A 22,723-nucleotide genomic window follows, 5' to 3' on the forward strand; every position below is an offset into this window, starting at 1 on the left:
ACGGGGGGATGGGTTAAGTGTGTTTAGACGGGGACTTTGGACTACGGTATAAGGGATTAACCTATCCACTGAAGCACTTCAAGGACGCCACTAACATGAGCAACGGCCACACAACGTCCGGTCTGGACCTGGGAGACCAGCAACTGACCGAGCGCGTCGCCGCGGGCCTCGGGGCCGTTGAGACGCTGCTGCGCGCGGAGATCGACCGCGGGCACGACTTTGTGATTGAAAAAGCGTTACACCTTGCGGAGGCGGGCGGTAAGCGCTTCCGCCCAGTCATGTCCCTGCTGGCGTCCGAGTTTGGCCAACGGCCCGGATCCGAGCGCGTGGTCAAGGCGGCAACCTCGGTGGAAATGGTGCACGTGGCCACCCTGTACCACGATGATGTGATGGATGAGGCCGAGCGCCGCCGCGGGGTCGAATCGGCCAATTCGCGCTGGAACAACTCCGTGGCGATCCTGGCCGGTGACGCGCTGCTCGCGCACGCCTCCCGCCTGATGAGCCAGCTGGATACGCACACCATGGCGCACTTCGCGGATACGTTCGAGATGCTGGTGACCGGGCAGATGCGCGAGACCATCGGCGCCGGCGAGGCCAACGCGGTGGAACACTACCTCCAGGTCATCGAGGAAAAGACGGCCGTGCTGATCGCGTCCGCGGCATACTTGGGCGCCTACCACGCCGGCGCGTCCGAGGAGACCTGCCAGGCCCTCAAGCGCATCGGCGCCGCGGTGGGCATGATTTTCCAGATCGTCGATGACGTTATTGACATTTACTCGAACGCCGCGGACTCCGGAAAGACCCCGGGAACCGATCTGCGTGAGGGAGTATTCACGCTTCCCGTGCTCTACGCTCTCGAGGAAGAGGGCGCGGTGGGAGACGAGCTGCGTGGGCTGCTCACGGGGCCCCTCAACGACGATGAGTCCGTTGAGCGCGCCCTGGAGTTGCTGGGGCGCTCCGGCGGGCGTCGCAGGGCCCTGGAGGCCGTGCGCGGCTACCTGGACGTGGTGGAGCGCGAGCTGGATGGCCTGCCCGATATTCCGGCGGCCTCGGCCCTGCGGCATCTAGCGGACTATACGTTCAAGCGCGTCGGCTAAAATGCTTCCTGGCCTGGCGATTTGGCGCCGGTTGAGGGCTTAGGTAAAGTATCTAACCGCACCACACAGTGCATGCTAGGTTGCCCGAGCGGCCAAAGGGAGCGGACTGTAAATCCGCCGGCATTGCCTTCAGAAGTTCGAATCTTCTACCTAGCACGGATAAAGCCCCGTAGCAGCTGAGACAATCGGCCGCTGCGGGGTTTACTCGTATGCGGACGAGCCCGCATCGGTGGGGCAACGTAAAAAGCCCCGGAGAGCGGGTGCTTTCCGGGGCTGGGTGGATTACGCGGAGTGGTTACATGCCGAAGTAGGCGCGCAGGTCCTCCGTAATCAGCGGCAGGCGTGCCGGGTCTGGGGATTCCAGGTAGCACTTGAGCTTTGGCTCGGTGCCGGACGGGCGGACGATGACGCGGTCATCGGCCTCGGTGAAGAAGATCGAGCCCTGGGCGAACGGGTCGGTCTCCGCGATGGGGGAACCGGCCAGCTCCGTTGGGGGCTCCTGGCTGACCTTCTCCATGCCCTTAGCAATCAGGGACAGGTCCTCTACGCGGAACGTCAGCGGGGCGGTGTAGAGGTGGCCCACGGTGGCGTAGATGTCCTCCAGGCGGTCAGTTAGGGTCTTGCCCTCCGCCTTGAGTTCCGCAGCCAGGGAGGCCAACACGACGGACGTGCCAATGCCGTCCTTGTCGCGCACCGCGGCGGGATCGCAGCAAAAACCGATGGCCTCCTCGTAGCCGAAGGAAAGATCCTCGGTGCGGGCGATCCACTTGAAACCGGTCAGCGTCTCGGCGTGCGGCAGGCCGTAGTGGGCCGCGATGCGGCTGAGCAGGCGGGAGGAAACCAGCGAGTTGGCGAACCTGCCCTTGGGGGCCTCGCCGGCCTGGCTGCGCCGCGCGAGGTAGTCGCCAAGCAGCGCGCCGGTCTCATCGCCGGAGAGCTGGGTCCAGCCGTCGGCGGACGGGACGGCAACCGCGCAGCGGTCCGCATCCGGGTCATAGGCGACGAGGATGTCCGCGCCGATCTTCTCGGCGTGGGCCTTGCCCAAGTCCAAGGCGCCGTCCTCTTCCGGATTAGGGAAGGATACGGTGGGGAAGTCCGGGTCAGGCTGGGCCTGTTCGGGCACCAGGGAGACCTTGAAGCCGGCGCTAGTGAGCAGTTCCTCGCCCAGGGCGGCGCCCACGCCATGCATCGCCGTCAGCGCCACCGTCAGGTTGCCGCGCTCCTCGGCCGTTCCGCCGGCGAGAGTGAGCGCGCGCTTCAGGTAATCCGCGCGGGTGTCCACGTTGCTGATGTTGGCGTCATCGCGCGGGACCTCATCGGCGAATGGGGCGGCGGCGATGGCCTCGGCGATTTCGGCGTCGGCGGGGGAGACCAGCTGCACGCCCTCAGCGTCGCCGGTGGCCACGCGGCCGCCGAGGTAGACCTTGTAGCCGTTGTCGGCCGGAGGGTTGTGGGAGGCGGTGACCATGATGCCGCAGTCAGCGCCGAGTGCCTTGACGGTGAAGGCGGTCAGCGGGGTTGGGTTCTTGGCCGGCAAGACCAGGGCCTTGCCGCCGGCGGCGGAGATGACCTCGGCGGCGTCGCGCTGAAATTCGGCGGAACCGTGGCGGGCATCGCAACCAATCACTACGACCGGCTGGCTGACCTGGCCCTTAAGCCAGGTCACGAGCCCGTGGGTGGTGCGGATGACCACGGCGCGGTTCATGCGGGACTCACCGGCTCCCACCGCGGCGCGCAGGCCGGCGGTGCCGAAGGCGAGCGGGCCGGCGAAGGCGGCGTCCAGGGCTTCGTGGTCCCCGGCCTCGATCCAGGACAGGACCTGCTGGGCGGTCGATGGATCCGGGTCGTGTTCTGCCCAGGTGCGGGCGTAGTCGAGGTCAGCCATTAAAGCTCACCAAGAATCTGCTCGGAGGCGGACAGGCCCAGGCGGGAGGCGCCGGCCTCAACCATGGCAACGGCCGCTTCGCCGGTGCGGATGCCACCGGAGGCCTTCACGCCCAAGCGGTCACCCACGGTCTCGCGCATGAGCTTCACAGCCTCTACGGACGCGCCGCCAGCGGGGTGGAAACCGGTGGAGGTCTTAACGTAGTCTGCGCCGGCGGCCTCGGAGGCGCGGCAGGCGTGGACGATTTCCTCGTCGGTCAAAGCGGCGGATTCGATGATGACCTTCAGCAGCGTGCCAGGAATGGCATCGCGCACGGCCTTGATATCGGCCTCCAGCGCGTCCCACTCGTGATCCTTGGCGAACGCGATGTTGATGACCATGTCCACCTCGTCAGCGCCATCCTTGACGGCCTGGGCGGCCTCGGCGGCCTTGATGGAGGACTTCACGGCGCCGGATGGGAAACCCACCACGGTGGCAACCTTGAGTCCTTCCGGGACCTCGACGGGCAGCTGGGATGGGGAGACGCAGACGGAGAACGTGCCCAGGCGGGATGCATCCTCGATAAGGGCCTTGACGTCAGCCGGGGTGGACTCTGGCTTGAGCAGAGTGTGGTCGATGAGCTTGGCGATCTTGTCTCGCATGAAAATCTTCCTTATTGGTTAGCCGCAACGTCTGCGGACTCATTCTTCGCCATGGCCTGGTCAGTTACGACGTAGATGACAAGGCCAACGATGGCGACGGCTGCCAGGATCCACAGCGTGGTGTTGAAGCCGGAGGTTACATCCAACAGCTTGAAGGTGTACGCGATGCCCAGCGGGATGGCGATGTTGATGGTCAGGTTGTAGAAACCAATGGCGATGCCGGACTTAGCGGCGGTGATGTAGCTCAGCGCGGTGTTGACCAGCGGTGCATACATGAGCGCGAAGCCGGACGCGAAGGCGACGATGGTTACGGCCAGGACCGCTACGTGAACCTGTACGAATAGCGCGGCGATGACCAGGGATGCGGCAATCATGGCGCCGCCGGTGTAGACGGTGGTGCGGGAGGACATGAACTGGCCGATCTTGCCGGAGGACACGCCCACCAGGATGGCGCAGGTGTAGCCCGGGATCATCAGCAGGGATGCCTGGTCAATGGACATGCCGTGGAGCTCGTTAGCCGCGTATGGAAGCAGGGAGATGTAGCCCATCTGGGTGGAGTAGACCAGGAAGACGAATGCCAGGGTCCATACGTAGCGGCCGTTGGTGAAAAATTCCGGCTTGACCAGTGGCTGCTTAGCGGCCTTGACGTGCCAGATAAAAGCGATGAGGCCCAGGATGGCCGGGATGAGCCACAGCCAGTTGAACCGCTGCATGAACATGGTCAGGGAGGTGGCGAACACCGCGATGAGGAACAGGCCCATGACGTCCAGGTGGCCCTCAACGGCCTCGTCCTCTGGGATCATCTTGTAGATGGCAGGAACCGTCAGCACCAGGATCAGCGGGATGAGGAACATCGCGGTCCAGGAGATGTAGGTGGAGACGAAACCGGAGGTCAGCGCGCCGATGAGCAGGCCGGCCTGGAAGGCGGCGGTGGAGAAGCCCAGGTAGGTCTTCTGGTCCTTTTCGCTCAAGTGCTTGGTGACGTAGATGACGTAGAGGGTCTCAGCGGCGGCCAGGCCGGTGGTCTGGATGAGGCGCGCGGTGAGAACCAGCGGCCAAGAGCCGGAGAATACGAAGCCCATGACGGAGCCCACAATGACCAGGATGACGCCGGTGAGCATGAGCTTGCGGATGGAGATGGAATCGGCGAGCGCCGCGTACACAACGGCGCCGATGCCGATGATCACGCCGGCCAGGGAGGCCTGCAGGGAAGCCGTGTTATCCGGGATGCCCAGGCCCTCCGCCATAGGCATGGTCATGGTCTTGAAACCGTTATCGATGACCAGTGCAAAGACAAAGACAAACAGCAGCACTGGCACGGCGCGCTTTGGATTCAGCGCGGCACCTTTGAGAGTAGACATGGTCAGAATCTTTCTGAAGTTTCAGTGAAGGATTGTTGGCTAGATGGCCGCCAGCGGGAGGGCGATTTCCATCATGGAGGTAAACGCGGTCTGGCGCTCGGCGGCGGTGGTGCGCTCGCCGGTGATCAGGTTGTCGGACGCGGTGAAGATGCCCAGGGCGTCGACGCCGTGGCGGGCGGCGATAGCGTAGAGCGCGGCGGATTCCATTTCCACGCCCAGTACGCCCATGGATGCCCAGCGGTCGTTGACGGTGTCATCCTCGTTGTAGAAGATGTCAGAGCTCAAGATGTTGCCCACGTGGTAGTTTGCGCCCTGCTTCTCGGCCTCGGCGATGGCGGCGGCGGTCAGCTTCCAGGAGGCGGTTGGGGCCCAGGTGCCAGGCAGGTTGTACTGGCTCATGAAGTTGGAGTCGTGGGACGCGGAGACGCCGATGATGACGTCATAGAGGTTGACGTGCTTTTGCATCGCGCCGCAGGAGCCAACGCGGATGACCTTCTTTACGTCGTAGAACTTGATGAGCTCCGAAGAGTAGATGCCGATGGATGGCATGCCCATGCCGGAGCCCATGACGGAGACCGGCGTGCCGTTGAACTCGCCGGTGAAACCGAACATGTTGCGGACCTCGTTGAACTGCTTGACGTTGTCGAGGTAGGTTTCCGCGATGAACTTGGCGCGCAGCGGGTCGCCGGGCAGCAGGACGGTGGGCGCAATCTCAACGCCGTTTGGGTTGATGTGCGGGGTGTTGGTGGTCATGTCAGTCAGCCTCCAAAGTGAGCGATGAAATCGATTTAAACTGGTAATAACCTCAATCTAAGGAGCTCCCGGAACTTTTGTCAATACAGTGACATTACATTTGTGCCGGTGCTCAACCCCATGAAAGGTGACCTGCGCCAAGCCCCATCCCCGTCGGGGCTTCTAGCTGGACATAACCCGTTGCGCGGTCTCGTGGTCGATGACCAGGTGAGTGGCCAAGTTCATAGTCAATGCGGTGCGGATCGCGTCCGCCTTGGCCGCACCGCCCGCGATCAGCACGCGCACGGGCCGGGCGGCAAGATCCTCTAGGGTGATGCCCACGGTGCGGGCATCGATGGAGGGGCTGGCGGGGGAGCCGTCGGAGGCGAAAAAGCGGGAGCAGACATCGCCCACGGCGCGCTCGAGCAGGCTATTAGTCTCCCCCGGCGTGAGGTAACCCAGGTTGAGCGCCAGCGATTCGCGCGTCGCCGAGCCCACGGTAAACGCCGCGATGTCCACGGTCGCGCCCAGCTCCAGCATGTGCGCGATGTGGCGGTCCTGGACCACCCACTCCTTTGCTTCCGTGGAATCGAAAATCACCGGCAGCGGCAACATGCGCATCTCCGCGTCAAAGGCGTGGGCAAACCCGGACAGCGTCTCTATGTCCTTCGTCGAGCGCTCCGAATGGGAATGCCCGCCCTTGAGCTGGACCACCTGCACGCCCACCCGCGGCTGCGGGCGCAGGTGATCCGCCACCGCGGCCATGGTCTCGCCCCAGGACACGCCGAGGGACACGTCATCGCCCACCAGCCTTTCGAGCAGCTGCGCGCCGGCGCGACCCAGTTCCTTAAGTAGCATGTCATCCCCCGGGGGGCGCACCACGTGAACCTCCCGCAGCCCGAAGGCCCGCTTGAGCTTTCCTATCAGCTCGCTCGCCTGCTCGCGGGGATCGTGTAAGGAGATGGTGACAAACCCGGATTCGCGGGCGTGGGTCAGCAGCTTGGAGACCGTGGGGCGGGAAACACCCAGCTTTGCGGCGACCTCCGCCTGGGACATCCCGCCCAGGTAGTAAAACTTGGCGGCGTCAATGGCGTGCACGTCCCGTGCGTCAAGGTTGCCGCCGGGGCTTGCTGCGCCTTCCGGGCTTACCGGGCTTACCATGCTGGTCAAACCTGCTTTCCATTGATTCCGGGACGGGTTATGTCTTTATTCTTGCACGCCGCCGCAAGGTCATTGGAAGCGGGGCTAACAAGGGGCTTAAATGAGCATTAACGGTGCCCTATTTTTGCGGCACTAGCTGGCGATTTGTGTAAAGTAAGCGTTGTGGGTTAATCTTTTCAAGGCTTCAACAGAGAGCGGCAAGCGAAAAGCGAGACGCAATCTAGAGGCTAAGCCCCCTTAGCTCAGTCGGCAGAGCGTTTCCATGGTAAGGAAAAGGTCGACAGTTCGATTCTGTCAGGGGGCTCTGTTCGTTTCTGACCCTGTCAGGAGCGGCCGTTAAGGCGGTGTAGCTCAGTGGTAGAGCAAGCGACTCATAATCGCTGTGTCGCGAGTTCAATTCTCGCCATCGCTACAGGGAACGAAAGGCGCCCTTTAATGGGCGCTTTTTTATTACCGGTTCCCCTCTGGTAGGGTGAGCGTTGTCTTCAAGACAATTCCCGCGTGACACACCTGTGTGCGCGTAGGGGCGTGGCGCAATTGGTAGCGCAACGGTCTCCAAAACCGTAGGTTGCAGGTTCGAGTCCTGTCGCCCCTGCCAAGGAAAATGGCCCAGTTACCACCCGGTGGCTGGGCCTTTTCGCATCCCAGCCCCGCGATACGGCCGGTGCGCTTTTGTCAGTGCTTGCCGCTTTGGTAGTGTTGGCAGGGCTATAGACTTTTGCGGGCGCGGACTTCGCGTGCCGCAAAACCCTAAGATCTTTCTACTGCAAGAGGAGAAGCGCTGTGAGCGATGACAAGAGGCCGGAGCAGCAGGGCGCCATCCGCCCCACCGGTAAGCGTCAGCTGACGGGTGCCTCGACCACGTCCTCCACCGCCTACGAACAGCGCCGCGTAGTCCGCGTTGACGATAACAAGGACGCCGACGGGGAAAAGAAGAGCTCGCCCGCCACCTTCATCCCCGAGGTGGCCTCCGAGATGAAGAAGGTGGTGTGGCCCACCGCCAAGGAAATGGTCCAGTACACCGCAGTGACCTTCCTCTTCCTGATCGTCTTGACCCTGCTGGTCTGGGGCGTGGACACGCTAACCGGCCTCGGAGTTGAGTGGGCGCTAGTCCGCTAGTAGACTTACACACAATAACATTTCATCCCGCAGTTACCGCAGGTTAAAAACCCAGGTGACGGCGGGATAATTTTTTACCCGCGCCCCGCGCAGATATGGAGCCACGACATGAGTGATGACAACAACCTCAACAATTCCCTAGGAGATGCGTTGGTCGAGTCCGTGCAGGATTCCGCTAACGAGGCCGCCGCTGATTCCTTCGCCGCGGACGTAGCGGAGGCCACCGAGGCGTCTGAGGCCGCCAAGGCCGAACGGGCCCGGGAGGCGGAGTCTGCCGACGAGGCGGCGTCGGAGGGGGAGGCCGCCCAGCCTGCAGAGGCCGCTGAGCCTGCCGCCGCGCCGGAGGAATCCGACGAGGACGCCGAGTACCGCTCCCGCCTGCGCAAGTTCACCCGCGAGCTGAAGAATCTGCCCGGCAAGTGGTACATCATTCAGTGCTACTCCGGCTACGAGAACAAGGTGAAGGCGAACCTGGACATGCGCGCGCAGACCCTCGAGGTGGAGGACTCCATCTTCGACGTGGTTGTCCCGGTGGAGCAGGCCGTGGAGGTCAAGGACGGCAAGAAGAAGATCGTTAAGCGCAAGCTGCTTCCCGGCTACGTGCTTGTGCGCATGGACATCAATGACGCCGCGTGGTCCGTGGTGCGTGACACCCCGGGCGTGACGTCCTTTGTGGGCAACGAGGGCAACGCCACCCCGGTCAAGATTCGCGACGTGGCCAAGTTCCTCATGCCTAAGGAAGGTGCCGCCACGGCCGGCGAAGCGGCGGCGGTCGCGGCCGAGGGCGAGCAGGTCGTTGCTCTGCCTGACGAGCCACAGGCAAAGCAGTTTAACCACGACTACCAGGTAGGCGAGGCGGTCACCATCCTCTCCGGCCCACTGGCCTCCGTGTCCGCCACGATTTCCGAGATCGACCCGGAGACCGGCAAGATGCAGGGTCTGGTCTCTATCTTCGGCCGCGAGACCCCGGTTGAGCTTTCCCCAACCGAGATTGAGCGCATCAACTAACCGAACCCATTGACACAGCTCAAGCGGCCCGCGCGAGTTGTGTTAAAGGCGCACGGTGGACTAAACTAATCCGCCGTGCGCTTTTGCGTGCATAACCAACGTAAATCCCCGGTGGCTAGGGTAAATTCTGGCATCCGGACGGGCGCAGTTATTTCATCGTGGCGGCGCACCGGTAACAAGGAATTGAGGTAATTCGATGGCTCCGAAGAAGAAGAAGGTTTCCGGCTTCATCAAGCTGCAGATCGAGGCTGGCGCCGCTAACCCGGCTCCTCCAGTTGGCCCAGCACTGGGCGCCCATGGCGTTAACATCATGGAATTCTGCAAGGCTTACAACGCCGCAACCGAGTCCCAGCGTGGCAACGTGGTTCCTGTTGAAATCACCGTCTACGAGGACCGCTCCTTCGATTTCAAGCTGAAGACCCCACCCGCTGCCAAGCTGCTGCTCAAGGCCGCTGGCATCTCCAAGGGCTCCGGCGTTCCTCACACTGACAAGGTTGGCAAGGTCACCTTCGAGCAGTGCAAGGAGATTGCTCAGACCAAGTTTGAGGACCTCAACGCTCGTGACGTTGAGAACGGTGCACGCATCATCGCCGGCACCGCTCGCTCCATGGGCATCGAGGTAGAGGGCATTCCGGCTAAGTAATTAGCCGCCCCGCCGATATATACATCACCTGTGGTAGGGCCCGCTTCGGCCCGCATGAGACCACACCAATCCAAGAAAAGGAATTGCTTAAATGAGCACCAAGTCCAAGGCTTACAAGGCCGCCGCCGAGCTGGTTGACAAGTCCCGCCTGTACCGCCCGCTCGAGGCCGCAAAGCTGGCCAAGGAGACCTCCTCCAAGAACTTCGACGCTACCGTTGACGTGGCTATCCGCCTGGGCGTTGACCCACGCAAGGCTGATCAGCTGGTTCGCGGCACCGTATCCCTGCCTAACGGCACCGGTAAGGACGTCCGCGTCGCGGTATTCGCCGAGGGCGAGAAGGCAACCGCTGCTGAGGAGGCTGGCGCTGACATCGTTGGCACCGAGAAGCTGATCGAGGAGATCAACGCAGGCAACATCAACTTCGACGTAGCTATTGCTACCCCGGACCAGATGGCTAAGGTTGGCCGCGTTGCTCGCGTCCTGGGCCCACGTGGCCTGATGCCTAACCCTAAGACCGGCACCGTTACCGCGGATGTTGCCAAGGCAATCTCTGAGGTTAAGGGCGGCAAGATCTCCTTCCGCGTTGACAAGGCTTCCAACCTGCACGCAATCATCGGCAAGGCTTCCTTCGACGCCGAGAAGCTGGCCGAGAACTACGGTGCCCTGCTCGACGAGCTGCTGCGTATCAAGCCTGCTTCCGCTAAGGGTGTTTACCTGAAGAAGGTCACCATCTCCACCACCTCTGGCCCAGGCATCCCAGTCGATGCTTCCGTTCAGAAGGGTTACGCGGAGTAAATCCGGATGGATCCGCGCGGATTCACCGTTAAGCTGATAGCTTAACTAAGTTGCCTCCTCCGGCGATGCCGGGGGAGGATTTTTAGTTTTACATGTGTGCGGGACTATTTGAGTGCCTTGATTTCAGAGTATGCCTCAAGGGCGGCCTGGCGGGATTCCTTCAGATCAACGATGGGTTCGGGCCCCAGCGGGGTGAGGGATTCGGGGGACCAACGGGCGATGTATTCACCGTCCGGGTCGAAGCGTTCCTGCTGCGTTATTGGGTTGAATATGCGGAAAAACGGCGCGGCGTCGTCGCCGGATCCGGCCACCCACTGCCAGCCGAAGGGGTTGGACGCGGGGTCTGCGTCCACTAAGGTGTCCCAGAACCACTGCTCGCCGCGCCGCCAGTGGATGCCTAGGTTCTTAGTTAGGAAACTGCCCGCGACCATACGCACCCGGTTGTGCATGTAACCGGTGGCCCACAATTCCTTCATGCCGGCATCCACGAGCGGTATGCCGGTCTCGCCGCGCTGCCACGCGCGTAACGCGTCCGAGTCCTCCTCGTCCTCCCAATCGAAATGATCGAATTGTGTTCGCACGTTCCTTATTGCCATATCGGGGAGGTGATAAAGCCGGTGCCAGGCGAAGTCACGCCAGAGGAGTTCGGAACAAAACTTGGCGGCATCCGGGCTGCCGGATTCTAACGCGGAAAGGTAGAGCTCGCGGGCGGAAATCTCCCCGAAGCGCAGGTGGGGCGATAACCGGGAGGTGGCCTGCCGGGCGGGAAAATCCCGGCCCCGGGTATAGCCGGAGATCTCCTCAAGGAACTCGCCGGCCCGTGCGCGGGCGGCCCGCTCGCCGGGGATCCAGTCAAACCCGGACGCCCACGCCGGTTGTTCCGGCTCCGGCAGCGGGGGAGGGGGCGTGCCGGCACCAGTCATAGCGGGCACCGGCAGCGGTTCATCGTCGCGCACCTGCAGGCGTGCGGCCTTGCTGTACGGGGTAAATACCTTGTATGGCTCCCCGGATTTAGTCAGCACCTCCCAGGGTTCGGTGATGGTGTGGCCGGGGAAAGAGCGGACGGGAAAGTGATCCTTTAATTGGGAGTCCACCTCCCGCAATGGCTTGTGGTAGCGGCGGGTCCAGGCTACGGCGGTAGGGGCCAATTCGGAGAGAACCTGGTGGGGATTGCCGGTGCGGCGGATCAGCGGGATGCCGCGCGCCGCCAGGTCACCAGCCAGGGCGCGGATGGACCGCTCCCGCCACCAGCTAGCTGCTGCGCCCAACGGGCGAGTGCCGGGATAGACGGGTTCATCGATCACCAGCGCCAGCAGAGGGCCCTGGGCGGCGCCCCAGGTCAGGGCGGGATTGTCGTGCAGGCGGAGGTCATCGCGAAACCACATGATGGAAGTCATGAAGACCACCGTAGCCGCAAATTTGGTAAGTGGGTATTGCGATGGTAGATTAACCAGCTGAAGTTTGAACGACCCTGGTGGGTCGAGCTCAAGTTTCACCGAAGACCGTTGGTTATCCTTTACGGATCGAAGGTTCTCTTTCCTCAAGAGACAGCCCACGCAGGAGACGCTTGTTGCACCTTATCCATTGAGATTTGTGCGCCTCGTGCTCTTGCACGGGGCTTTTTTGTTGGCCAAGCGCCAGCATTGGGCCCCGGCGGAAACAAAAGAGATGTTTTGGAAGGAGGCGAGTAAATCATGGCAAATCCAAAGAACGTTGCAGGACTGGCAGAACTGAAGGAGAAGCTGGAGGCATCCTCCAGCGTATTCCTGACCGAGTACCGCGGCCTGACCGTGGCTCAGCTGCAGGAACTGCGCAACAACTTGGGCTTTGACGTGGAGTACTCCGTCGCCAAGAACACCCTCTTCAAGATCGCTGCCAACGAAGCTGGCATCGAAGGCCTTGACGAGTACCTGACCGGCCCAACCGCTATCGCCTTCATCAAGGGCGAGGCAGTTGACGCTGCAAAGGTCATGAAGAAGTTCGCCGATGATAACAAGGCGTTCGTCGTCAAGGGTGGCTACATGGACGGCAACGCACTCGATGCCGCTCAGGTTCAGGCCATCGCAGAGCTGGACAACCGCGAGACCACCCTCGCAAAGCTGGCTGGCGCAATGAAGGGCAACTTGGCAAAGGCCGCAGGCCTGTTCAATGCCCCTGCTTCTCAGGTTGCACGCCTCGGCGCTGCACTCGCAGAGAAGAAGGAAGCTTAAAGTCGCTTCCCTTTAAGGGAAACGCACCACAAATTTCAACAACTTTGCTGGCGGCCTAGGTTGGGGCGCCACACACAGAAAGGATGGCCATCATGGCTAAGCTCACCAAGGACGAGCTCATTGAAGCTTTCAAGGAAATGACCCTCATCGAGCTCTCCGAGTTCGTTAAGGAGTTCGAAGAGGTATTCGACGTAACCGCAGCTGCTCCAGTTGCTGTTGCCGCTCCAGGCGCTGCTGGCGCTGACGCTCCTGCTGCTGAGGAGAAGGACGAGTTCGACGTTGTCCTGACCGACGCTGGCGCAAAGAAGATTGGCGTAATTAAGGTTGTCCGCGAGCTCGTTTCCGGCCTGGGCCTGAAGGAAGCTAAGGAGCTCGTTGAGTCCGCTCCTAAGGCAATCATCGAGGGCGCATCCAAGGATGACGCTGAGGCTGCAAAGGCTAAGCTCGAAGAGGCTGGCGCTTCCGTAGAGCTCAAGTAATCTAACTTGAACCTTTAAGCCGCGTGAGCGCGCTCCTCGCGAGTCGCGCTCACAATGCTTTTACAACCCGGATTCCCGCAAGGGGTCCGGGTTGTTTGGTTTTCCTGCTCGTTTCCTGCTTGCTTAGCGGGTCTGCGCGGCGGGGTCGCGGCGAGAGCCGGAATGGGAAGAGCGGCCGAACAGTCCAAATACGCCGGCCAGACCGAGGAGCGTTAGGAGGGCGCCGGCGCCAACCATGACCCATCCGATGGTGGTCAGGGCGCCCGGCACGGGCAGGTCTGCGGCTTGGGCGATGAAGGCGGCGCGGTCTTCGTCGGAAGTAGCGGCCTCAAAGATAAAGGCGTCCTCAGTGCGGTTGCCCTCGCGGTCTCCGTAATAGTCATCGATGGAGACCTCCATGGCGACCAGGGCGCCGGTGGCTTGGTCCACGAAGTAGTCGCGGGTGGCGGAGTGGTAGAGGTAGGTCTGCTCAGAATCCCCGCCTTCCGTTTCGGTGCGGGAGGTGTTGAAAGCGCCGGCGAACTTCGTGGCCACGTTGGTGGGCTCCACGGCCTGGTGGTAGCGGTAGATGGTGCGGCCGTCGATTTCTAGTTCCTCTTCGAATACCGCGTCCACCGCGTCTCGGATGTACGGGTCGAACACCGGGTAGTTGGTCTTCTCCGCGTCCGCAGGGAATTTGAGCCAGTAGCCCGGCACCTGGGCCTCGGCCGCAGGGGTGGCGATGGTGTGGTTAATGTTGGCCGGGGAGGCGGCCGCGCCGGTGACGCGGTCGATGGAGTAGGTCCAGACCTGCGCCCCGACCAGGTTGTTCACATCCGCTAGGGCGGCCTCATCCGCTGATCCCGCCCGCACGGTGGTTTCACCGATGCGTAGGGTGGCCACGTCTTTACCGGAGGGCTCCTGAACGGCCATATGTAGCTGGTATGTCAGCGGCCCCTGGTAGGGTCGCGTGCCCTCCTCGTCGTGGATCAGCGCGGTGCCGTCAGAATCCTCGAGGGTCCAGGTGGTAGTGCCGGAGTCGAGCGGCATGCGGGAATTTGCGTCCAAAAAGCGCGGGGCAATGACGCCCGCGGCAACCAGGGCAAGGCCAAGGCCTACCAGCAGCGCGGAGAAGATTCGAGACTTAGGCAGCATGATGTGTGATTCTACAGCCCATCGCGCGCAAGTCCCGCCATGCGCGCGGGCGGATGCGGCAAAAAGCTAGCCGGCTGCTAGCGGCGCCGGCGGGGTTTAAGGTTCCACGCGGGCAATACGGGGGCCGGGCAAGGATCCGGACTTGGCGGTTTTAGCCCGCGAGTCGCTCGTTGCGTCAAACCCGGGGGAGTGTAGGCTCCCTGCTGGCCTGGATCGAACATCCGTAGCAAAAGCGGCAGGCCCCTGGTTACTCCCGCTTCCAAGCGGTCCCCTAAAATCCGCCACGAGGTGGCGATTTACCCTCGGGGCGTGTGCAGTGTTAGAAATTTAGGAGTAGCCCTGGGCTGAACGCGGCGTGAAACCCGCGCGGCCGGCGCGAAGCGGGAGCGGGGGAGCCCCGTTGCGTAGAGGCGGGCAATGCCTATAGGTGCTCTTTACAAAGCTGTCAAATTGGTATAGGCTATTTCGTTGCGCTGGAACCCGGATGCCAACGCACATTTAGCCTTTCAAGATTGGTGATGGTAAAGCCAGTTTGACAAGGTGATTTTGTGCTATCTGGCCCCGGTTATTCCACAGCAGACCGAATGCTAAAATTACCAGCGGTTTTGCTGCTCGCCTGCCGGGGTGAGCCGCAATCCGCGTGAGGTGCTGGAAGGACCCATCTTGGCAGTCTCCCGCCAGACCAAGTCAGTGGCCAATATCCCCGGAGCCCCGACGCGCTACTCGTTCGCGAAGATCAGCGAACCTATCGCCGTCCCGGGCCTCCTTGATCTACAACTTAACTCCTTTGCATGGCTCGTTGGTTCGCCGGAGTGGCGCGAACAGCAGCAGGCAGAGCGCGGCGACGATGCACGCATCACGTCCGGCCTTGAGGACATCCTGGAGGAGCTTTCTCCTATCACGGATTACTCCGGCAACATGTCTCTGTCCCTGTCTGAGCCCCACTTCTGGCCGGTGAAGAACACCGTCGATGAGTGCAAGGAAAAGGACATTAACTACTCCGCGCCGTTGTACGTGACGGCGGAGTTCTTCAACAAAGAGACGCAGGAAATTAAGTCTCAGACCGTCTTCATTGGTGACTTCCCAATGATGACGGACAAGGGCACCTTCATCGTCAACGGCACCGAGCGTGTCGTGGTGTCCCAGCTGGTGCGCTCCCCAGGCGTCTACTTCGACCAGACGATTGACAAGTCCACCGAGCGCCCGCTGCACGCAGTGAAGGTCATCCCTTCCCGCGGTGCTTGGTTGGAGTTCGATGTGGACAAGCGCGATACCGTCGGCGTCCGCATCGACCGCAAGCGCCGCCAGCCGGTCACCGTGCTGCTGAAGGCCCTGGGCTGGACCGAGGAGCAGATCAAGGAGCGCTTCGGCTTCTCCGAGCTCATGATGTCCACCCTCGAGTCTGACGGTGTGGCAAACACCGATGAGGCGCTGCTGGAGATCTACCGCAAGCAGCGCCCGGGTGAGCAGCCTACCCGCGAGCTGGCGCAGTCCCTGCTGGAGAACGCCTTCTTCCGCGCCAAGCGCTACGACCTGGCCCGCGTGGGCCGCTACAAGGTCAACCGCAAGCTGGGGCTCGGCGGCGATCATGAGGGCCTGATGACCCTGACCGAGGAAGACATCGCCGTCACCCTCGAGTACCTGGTGCGCCTGCACGCAGGTGAGCGAGAGATGGAAGCGCCTAACGGCGAGATTATCCCAATCAACACCGATGACATCGACCACTTCGGTAACCGCCGCCTGCGCACCGTGGGTGAGCTCATCCAGAACCAGGTCCGCGTTGGCCTGGCGCGCATGGAGCGCGTCGTCCGTGAGCGCATGACCACCCAGGATGCTGAGTCCATCACTCCTACCTCCCTGATCAACGTGCGTCCGGTTTCCGCAGCTATCCGTGAGTTCTTCGGTACCTCCCAGCTGTCCCAGTTCATGGACCACAACAACTCCCTGTCTGGCCTGACCCACAAGCGCCGCCTGTCCGCCTTGGGCCCAGGCGGCCTGACTCGTGACCGCGCCGGCATCGAGGTTCGAGACGTTCACCCATCTCACTACGGCCGCATGTGCCCTATTGAGACCCCCGAAGGTCCAAACATTGGTCTGATTGGCTCCCTGGCTTCTTACGCCCGCGTAAACTCCTTTGGTTTCATCGAGACTCCTTACCGCAAGGTGGTTGACGGCCGCATCACGGATGAGGTTGTCTACTTCACCGCCGATGAGGAGGACCGTTACGCCATCGCGCAGGCCGAGGTTGAGCAGGACGCTGAGGGCAACATCATCGGCGACCGTATCGAGGTTCGCTTGGCTGACGGCGCCATCGGCGTGACCGACGGCAAGGGCGTTGACCTGGTCGACGTATCCCCTCGCCAGTCCGTTTCCGTGGCAACCGCCATGATTCCGTTCCTTGAGCATGACGACGCAAACCGTGCACTGATGGGTGCCAACATGCAGCGCCAGGCCGTGCCACTCGTTCGCTCCGAGGCCCCATACGTGGGCACCGGCATGGAGCAGCGTGCGGCGTATGACGCGGGCGACCTGGTTATCACCCCTAAGGCCGGCGTTGTAGAAAACGTCACCGGTGAGCTCATCACCATCATGGACGATGAGGGCCAGCGTGACACCTACATGCTGCGCAAGTTCGAGCGCACCAACCAGGGCACCAACTACAACCAGACCCCACTGGTAAACATCGGTGACCGCGTTGAGGCCGGCCAGGTCCTGGCGGACGGCCCGGGTACCCACAATGGTGAAATGTCCCTGGGCCGCAACCTGCTGGTTGCGTTTATGCCTTGGGAAGGCCACAACTACGAGGATGCGATCATCCTTAACCAGCGCATTGTGGAAGAGGACATCTTGACCTCCATCCACATCGAGGAGCACGAGATTGACGCTCGTGATACCAAGCTGGGCCCCGAGGAAATCACCCGCGAGATCCCGAACGTCTCCGATGACGTCCTGCGCGATCTTGACGAGCGCGGCATTGTCCGCGTCGGCGCCGACGTGCGCCCCGGCGACATCCTGGTGGGCAAGGTTACGCCTAAGGGCGAGACCGAGCTGACCCCGGAGGAGCGCCTGCTCCGCGCAATCTTCGGCGAGAAGGCTCGCGAGGTTCGCGATACCTCGATGAAGGTTCCACACGGCGAGACCGGCAAGGTCATCGGCACAGCCCGCTTCTCCCGCGAGGATGACGACGATCTGAACCCGGGCGTCAACGAGATGATCCGTGTTTACGTGGCCCAGAAGCGCAAGATCCAGGACGGCGACAAGCTCGCCGGCCGCCACGGCAACAAGGGCGTTGTTGGCAAGATCCTGCCGCCCGAGGACATGCCATTCATGGCCGACGGTACCCCGGTGGACGTCATCCTGAACACCCACGGCGTGCCCCGCCGTATGAACATCGGTCAGGTGCTCGAGGTTCACCTGGGCTGGCTGGCACACGCCGGCTGGAAGGTTGACACTGAGGATCCAAAGAACGCCGAGCTGCTCAAGACTCTGCCTGAGGAGCTCTACGACGTTCCGGCCGATTCGCTGACCGCAACCCCGGTATTTGACGGTGCGACCAATGAGGAAATCTCCCGCCTGCTGGCTTCCTCCAAGCCAAACCGCGACGGTGACGTACTGGTCAATGAAGAAGGCAAGGCGCAGCTGTTTGACGGCCGCTCCGGCGAACCGTACAAGTACCCGGTTTCCGTGGGCTACATGTACATGCTCAAGCTGCACCACCTGGTTGACGAGAAGATTCACGCTCGTTCCACCGGCCCTTACTCCATGATTACCCAGCAGCCTCTGGGCGGTAAGGCACAGTTCGGTGGCCAGCGCTTCGGCGAGATGGAGGTGTGGGCGATGCAGGCATACGGCGCGGCCTACACCCTCCAGGAGCTGCTCACCATCAAGTCTGATGACGTGGTTGGCCGCGTCAAGGTCTACGAGGCGATTGTTAAGGGCGAAAACATCCCGGATCCAGGCGTTCCTGAGTCCTTCAAGGTGTTGCTCAAGGAGCTTCAGTCCCTGTGCCTGAACGTGGAGGTCCTCTCCGCGGACGGCACCCCGATGGAGCTCTCCGGTACCGATGAGGATGACATGGAATCCGGTTCCTCACTGGGCATTAACCTGTCCCGTGATGAGAACTCCTCCGCAGACATCGCATAACGGTACCGCTTAACAAGCATCGCTTAAGCCTTTCAAAGGCTCGGTTCCCTTATAACTTCCCGCCTCCCGGGTGTCACCCACCCCGGAGGCGGGCGGGAACAATACGACTAATAGAACTTATAAAGCCATCAACTTCCTCCTTAGTGGGGGATGAAAGGGAGAAGTTACGTGTTTGACGTAAATCTCTTCGACGAGCTGCGCATCGGCCTGGCCACCGCGGATGACATTCGCCGCTGGTCCAAGGGCGAGGTCAAAAAGCCTGAGACCATTAACTACCGCACCCTGAAGCCGGAGAAGGACGGCCTCTTCTGCGAGCGCATCTTCGGCCCTACCCGTGACTGGGAGTGCCAGTGTGGTAAGTACAAGCGCGTGCGCTACAAGGGCATCATCTGTGAGCGCTGTGGCGTTGAGGTCACCCGTTCCAACGTTCGCCGTGAGCGCATGGGCCACATCGAGCTCGCGGCTCCTGTTACCCACATCTGGTACTTCAAGGGTGTTCCTTCCCGCCTGGGCTACCTGCTTGACCTGGCGCCGAAGGACCTTGAGCGCATCATCTACTTCGCGGCGAACATCATCACCTCCGTCGATGAAGAGGCCCGTCACAATGACCTGTCCACCCTCGAGGGCGAAATGCTGCTCGAGAAGAAGGACGTGCAGGATGACATCGAGGCTGACATTGCTGAGCGCGCCGCCAAGCTCGAGGCGGATCTGGCTGAGCTGGAGGCGGCCGGCGCCAAGGCCGACGCCCGCCGCAAGGTACAGAACGCTGCCGATAAGGAAATGAAGCACATCCGCGAGGCCGGCGAGCGCGAGATTGCCCGCCTCGAGGAAATCTGGACCACCTTCACCAAGCTGGCTCCTAAGCAGATGATCATCGATGAGACCATCTACGAGGAACTCATCGACCGCTACGAGGATTACTTCACCGGCGGCATGGGTGCCGAGGCGATCCAGACCCTGATCCGCAATTTCGATCTGGACGCCGAGGCGGAAGAGCTCCGCGAGATCATCAACAACGGCAAGGGCCAGAAGAAGGCACGCGCGCTCAAGCGCCTGAAGGTCGTCGCGGCCTTCCAGCGTTCCGGCAACGATCCGGCGGGCATGGTCCTGGACTGCATCCCGGTTATCCCGCCGGAGCTGCGCCCAATGGTTGCGCTGGACGGTGGCCGCTTTGCGACCGCCGACCTCAATGACCTCTACCGCCGCGTGATCAACCGCAACAACCGCCTGAAGCGCATGATCGATCTGGGCGCCCCAGAGATCATCGTGAACAACGAGAAGCGCATGCTTCAGGAATCCGTTGACGCGCTGTTCGATAACGGCCGCCGCGGCCGTCCGGTTACCGGCCCGGGCTCCCGCCCGCTGAAGTCCCTGTCTGACCTGCTTAAGGGTAAGCAGGGTCGCTTCCGCCAGAACCTGCTGGGTAAGCGCGTCGACTACTCCGGCCGTTCCGTAATTATCGTTGGTCCTCAGCTCAAGCTGCACGAGTGCGGCCTGCCTAAGCTGATGGCGCTGGAGCTGTTCAAGCCATTCGTGATGAAGCGTCTGGTTGAAAATGATTACGCCCAGAACATCAAGTCCGCTAAGCGCATGGTTGAGCGCCAGCGCCCCGAGGTGTGGGACGTTCTCGAAGAGGCCATTTCCGAGCACCCAGTGCTGCTCAACCGCGCACCAACCCTGCACCGCCTGGGTATTCAGGCGTTCGAGCCTAAGCTGGTTGAGGGTAAGGCAATTCAGCTGCACCCGTTGGCTTGTGAGGCGTTCAACGCTGACTTCGACGGCGACCAGATGGCAGTCCATCTTCCGCTGTCCGCCGAGGCTCAGGCCGAGGCGCGCGTGCTCATGCTTGCGTCCAATAACATCCTGTCCCCAGCGTCCGGTAAGCCACTGGCTATGCCTCGACTGGACATGGTTACCGGTCTTTACTACCTGACCATGGACAAGGGCCCGGATGAGATTGGTGGCGAGGGCCGCTACACCGAGCCTTCCGAGGACAAACCGGCCACCGGCATCTACGGTTCCTACGCCGAGGCGATCATGGCGTATGACCGTGGCGTTCTGGGTCTGCAGGCACCAATCAAGGTTCGCATTTCCCACCTGCGTCCGCCTGCCGATAAGGAAGCGGAGCTCTTCCCCGACGGCTGGAACAAGGGCGACGTTTGGTACGCAGAGACCACGCTCGGCCGCATCATGTTCAATGATTTGCTGCCATGGGACTACCCATACCTCGAGGGCGTTATGGCCCGTAAGGGTGGCTCCGGCGTCGTGCTGCTGGGCGATGTGATTAACGACTTGGCCGCCAAGTACCCAATGATCACCGTCGCCCAGACCATGGACAAGATGAAGGACGCCGGCTTTTACTGGGCTACCCGTTCCGGCGTTACCATCACCATGCATGACGTTCTGGTGCTTCCTAACAAGACTGAGATTCTTGAGTCTTACGAGAAGGAAGCTGAGCGCATTGAGCACAAGTACTGGGAGCAGGGTGCCCTGACCGAGCGCGAGCGCTACGACCGCCTGGTTGAGCTCTGGAAGGATGCTACCGATACCGTGGGTAACGCGGTTGAGGACCTCTACCCGGATGACAACCCGATCCCAATGATCGTGAAGTCCGGCGCGGCAGGTAACATGCGCCAGATCTGGACCCTGGCCGGCATGAAGGGCATGGTTGTGAACTCCAAGGGTGATTACATCACCCGTCCAATCAAGACCTCCTTCCGCGAAGGCCTGTCCGTTCTGGAGTACTTCAACAACTCCCACGGTGCCCGTAAGGGCCTGGCGGATACCGCTCTGCGTACCGCGGACTCCGGCTACCTCACCCGCCGTCTGGTCGACGTGGCTCAGGACGTCATCGTTCGCGAAGAGGACTGCGGCACCCGTCAGGGCGTCCGCGTTCCGTTCGGCACCAAGGTTGGCGAGAACACCTACGTCCTGCACGAGCTGTGGGAGACCACCGCTTCCGGCCGCGTGTTCGCGACCGACGTCACCGATGCCGATGGCAACGTACTCGTCTCCGCCGGCGAGGATGTCAACGAGGAGAACTCCCTCAAGATCGTTAACGCTGGTGTGCTCGAGGCCAAGGTTCGTTCCGTACTGACCTGCCAGACCCCAGCCGGTGTCTGCGCTAAGTGCTACGGCAAGTCCATGGCCTCCGGCAAGCTTGTCGACATCGGCGAGGCAGTGGGCATCGTGGCGGCACAGTCTATTGGTGAGCCTGGTACCCAGCTGACAATGCGTACCTTCCACCAGGGTGGTGTTGGTGGTGACATTACCGGTGGTCTGCCTCGTGTTCAGGAGCTGTTCGAGGCACGTACCCCTAAGAACCGCGCGCCGATCGCCTCCGTTGACGGCACCGTCTCCCTGTCCGATGAGGGCAACTTCTGGACGCTGACGATTACCCCGGACGATGGTTCTGACAACGTGGTCTACGAAAAGCTGTCCAAGCGCCAGGGCCTGGCTCAGGTCCGCCGCCCAATGGAGGGCAACCCTGATACCCTCATCGAGCGCACGCTGCGCGAGGGCGACCATGTCACCGTCGGCGAGCGCCTGATGCGTGGCGCTGCCGATCCTCACGATGTGCTCGAGGTTCTCGGCCGCCGTGGCGTTGAGAAGCACCTGATCGATGAGGTTCAGGCCGTTTACCGCGCCCAGGGTGTAGCCATCCACGACAAGCACATTGAGATCATCGTGCGCCAGATGCTGCGCCGCGGCACCGTCATCGATGCGGGCTCCACCGAGTTCCTGCCTGGCACCCTGGTGGATCTGACCGAGGCTAAGAAGGTTAACGCCGCTGCTCTTGCCGAGCAGGGTGAGCCGGCTCAGCTGCGTTCGGAAATCATGGGTATCACGAAGGCCTCCCTGGCTACCGAGTCTTGGCTGTCCGCAGCGTCCTTCCAGGAGACCACTAAGGTCCTGACTGACGCCGCGATCGACAAGCGCTCTGACAAGCTGATTGGCCTCAAGGAGAACGTGATCATCGGTAAGCTGATCCCGGCTGGTACCGGTATCTCCCGCTACCGCAACATCACGCTGAAGCCTACCGAGGCCGCGCGCAATGCCGCTTACTCCATCCCAACCTATGGTGATTCCATCTACGGCGACGATGGCTTCGGTGAGTTCACCGGCGCCTCGGTCCCATTGGATGAGGATTTCATCTAAGGCCAGGATTCGCGCCTAGGCGCCGAGTTAGTGCCGATAAGCCCCGGTTTCTTCCCCGCCCACGCGCGGTGGGGGAGGCCGGGGCTTTCGCATGCCGCGAACACGCGGCGTTTTGAATAGAAGCCATATCGTTTTTAGCCGCAAGGTGCTAGGATC

16 protein-coding genes and 4 tRNA genes are annotated in these 22,723 nt (G+C 61.8%); 13 read left to right on the forward strand and 7 right to left on the reverse strand.

All coding sequences use genetic code 11. From position 1 onward, the window contains the following. The first annotated feature begins 95 nt into the window (after positions 1–95). Positions 96–1,097 (forward strand): polyprenyl synthetase family protein, encoded by a 1,002-nt coding sequence (locus CENDO_RS01685; protein ID WP_136140491.1) that lies wholly within the window; start codon positions 96–98, stop codon positions 1,095–1,097. Between the two features lie 74 nt (positions 1,098–1,171). After that, positions 1,172–1,253, forward strand: a tRNA-Tyr gene (locus CENDO_RS01690). Positions 1,254–1,392: 139 nt separating this feature from the next. Here the strand turns inward: CENDO_RS01690 and CENDO_RS01695 are convergent. The 5 genes from CENDO_RS01695 to CENDO_RS01715 all read right to left on the reverse strand — a co-directional run bounded on the left by CENDO_RS01695 (position 1,393) and on the right by CENDO_RS01715 (position 6,877). Further along, positions 1,393–2,982 (reverse strand): phospho-sugar mutase, encoded by a 1,590-nt coding sequence (locus tag CENDO_RS01695; RefSeq protein WP_136140492.1) that lies wholly within the window; start codon positions 2,980–2,982, stop codon positions 1,393–1,395. Then, positions 2,982–3,623 carry a deoxyribose-phosphate aldolase gene (gene deoC / locus CENDO_RS01700; protein ID WP_136140493.1) on the reverse strand — a complete coding sequence of 214 codons (642 nt, stop codon included), beginning with the start codon at positions 3,621–3,623 and terminating at the stop codon, positions 2,982–2,984. Before deoC ends, CENDO_RS01695 begins: the two co-directional genes overlap by 1 nt. An 11-nt stretch (positions 3,624–3,634) precedes the next feature. Next, positions 3,635–4,984, reverse strand: a complete 1,350-nt coding sequence (locus CENDO_RS01705; protein ID WP_136140494.1) for an MFS transporter — start codon at positions 4,982–4,984, stop codon at positions 3,635–3,637. Between the two features lie 39 nt (positions 4,985–5,023). Beyond that, positions 5,024–5,737 (reverse strand): purine-nucleoside phosphorylase, encoded by a 714-nt coding sequence (gene deoD / locus CENDO_RS01710; protein ID WP_136140495.1) that lies wholly within the window; start codon positions 5,735–5,737, stop codon positions 5,024–5,026. 162 nt (positions 5,738–5,899) lie between these two features. Then, complete coding sequence (locus CENDO_RS01715) at positions 5,900–6,877, reverse strand: sugar-binding transcriptional regulator (protein WP_136142093.1); 978 nt, start codon at positions 6,875–6,877, stop codon at positions 5,900–5,902. Between the two features lie 231 nt (positions 6,878–7,108). Here CENDO_RS01715 and CENDO_RS01720 point away from each other — a divergent pair. The 7 genes from CENDO_RS01720 to rplA all read left to right on the forward strand — a co-directional run bounded on the left by CENDO_RS01720 (position 7,109) and on the right by rplA (position 10,443). Further along, positions 7,109–7,181, forward strand: a tRNA-Thr gene (locus CENDO_RS01720). A gap of 36 nt (positions 7,182–7,217) precedes the next feature. Then, positions 7,218–7,289: transfer RNA gene (locus CENDO_RS01725), tRNA-Met, on the forward strand. A 110-nt stretch (positions 7,290–7,399) separates the two neighbouring features. Continuing rightward, positions 7,400–7,475, forward strand: a tRNA-Trp gene (locus CENDO_RS01730). A gap of 185 nt (positions 7,476–7,660) precedes the next feature. Beyond that, positions 7,661–7,996: a preprotein translocase subunit SecE gene (secE, locus tag CENDO_RS01735; RefSeq protein WP_136140496.1), complete on the forward strand. Its 336-nt coding sequence runs from the start codon at positions 7,661–7,663 to the stop codon at positions 7,994–7,996. Between the two features lie 108 nt (positions 7,997–8,104). Beyond that, positions 8,105–9,004, forward strand: coding sequence for a transcription termination/antitermination protein NusG (nusG, locus tag CENDO_RS01740; RefSeq protein ID WP_136140497.1), 900 nt, complete (start codon positions 8,105–8,107; stop codon positions 9,002–9,004). Positions 9,005–9,200: 196 nt separating this feature from the next. Continuing rightward, positions 9,201–9,647 (forward strand): 50S ribosomal protein L11, encoded by a 447-nt coding sequence (rplK, locus tag CENDO_RS01745; RefSeq protein ID WP_136140498.1) that lies wholly within the window; start codon positions 9,201–9,203, stop codon positions 9,645–9,647. A gap of 91 nt (positions 9,648–9,738) precedes the next feature. After that, positions 9,739–10,443: a 50S ribosomal protein L1 gene (gene rplA / locus CENDO_RS01750; RefSeq protein ID WP_136140499.1), complete on the forward strand. Its 705-nt coding sequence runs from the start codon at positions 9,739–9,741 to the stop codon at positions 10,441–10,443. Between the two features lie 104 nt (positions 10,444–10,547). Here the strand turns inward: rplA and CENDO_RS01755 are convergent, their stop codons facing one another. Continuing rightward, positions 10,548–11,840 carry a cryptochrome/photolyase family protein gene (locus CENDO_RS01755; protein ID WP_136140500.1) on the reverse strand — a complete coding sequence of 431 codons (1,293 nt, stop codon included), beginning with the start codon at positions 11,838–11,840 and terminating at the stop codon, positions 10,548–10,550. Between the two features lie 297 nt (positions 11,841–12,137). On the opposite strand from CENDO_RS01755, the gene rplJ reads away from it, so the two are divergent. Together rplJ and rplL are read left to right on the forward strand one after the other, a co-directional pair. After that, entirely contained in the window at positions 12,138–12,653 is a 516-nt protein-coding gene (gene rplJ / locus CENDO_RS01760) for a 50S ribosomal protein L10 (protein WP_136140501.1), read from the forward strand. 92 nt (positions 12,654–12,745) lie between these two features. Further along, the gene (rplL, locus tag CENDO_RS01765) at positions 12,746–13,132 is read left to right on the forward strand and encodes a 50S ribosomal protein L7/L12 (RefSeq protein ID WP_136140502.1); all 387 of its coding nucleotides are present in this window, start codon (positions 12,746–12,748) and stop codon (positions 13,130–13,132) included. A gap of 123 nt (positions 13,133–13,255) precedes the next feature. On the opposite strand, the gene pgfA is transcribed toward rplL, so the two are convergent. Beyond that, positions 13,256–14,266 (reverse strand): cell envelope lipid trafficking protein PgfA, encoded by a 1,011-nt coding sequence (gene pgfA / locus CENDO_RS01770; RefSeq protein ID WP_136140503.1) that lies wholly within the window; start codon positions 14,264–14,266, stop codon positions 13,256–13,258. Positions 14,267–14,911: 645 nt separating this feature from the next. On the opposite strand from pgfA, the gene rpoB reads away from it, so the two are divergent. Both rpoB and CENDO_RS01780 read left to right on the forward strand, forming a co-directional pair. Then, positions 14,912–18,409, forward strand: a complete 3,498-nt coding sequence (gene rpoB, locus CENDO_RS01775) for a DNA-directed RNA polymerase subunit beta (protein WP_136142094.1) — start codon at positions 14,912–14,914, stop codon at positions 18,407–18,409. Between the two features lie 168 nt (positions 18,410–18,577). Continuing rightward, the gene (locus CENDO_RS01780; RefSeq protein ID WP_136140504.1) at positions 18,578–22,567 is read left to right on the forward strand and encodes a DNA-directed RNA polymerase subunit beta'; all 3,990 of its coding nucleotides are present in this window, start codon (positions 18,578–18,580) and stop codon (positions 22,565–22,567) included. The last annotated feature ends 156 nt before the right edge of the window (positions 22,568–22,723 follow it).

It is taken from the genome of Corynebacterium endometrii, from assembly GCF_004795735.1.
Taxonomy (GTDB): domain Bacteria; phylum Actinomycetota; class Actinomycetes; order Mycobacteriales; family Mycobacteriaceae; genus Corynebacterium; species Corynebacterium endometrii.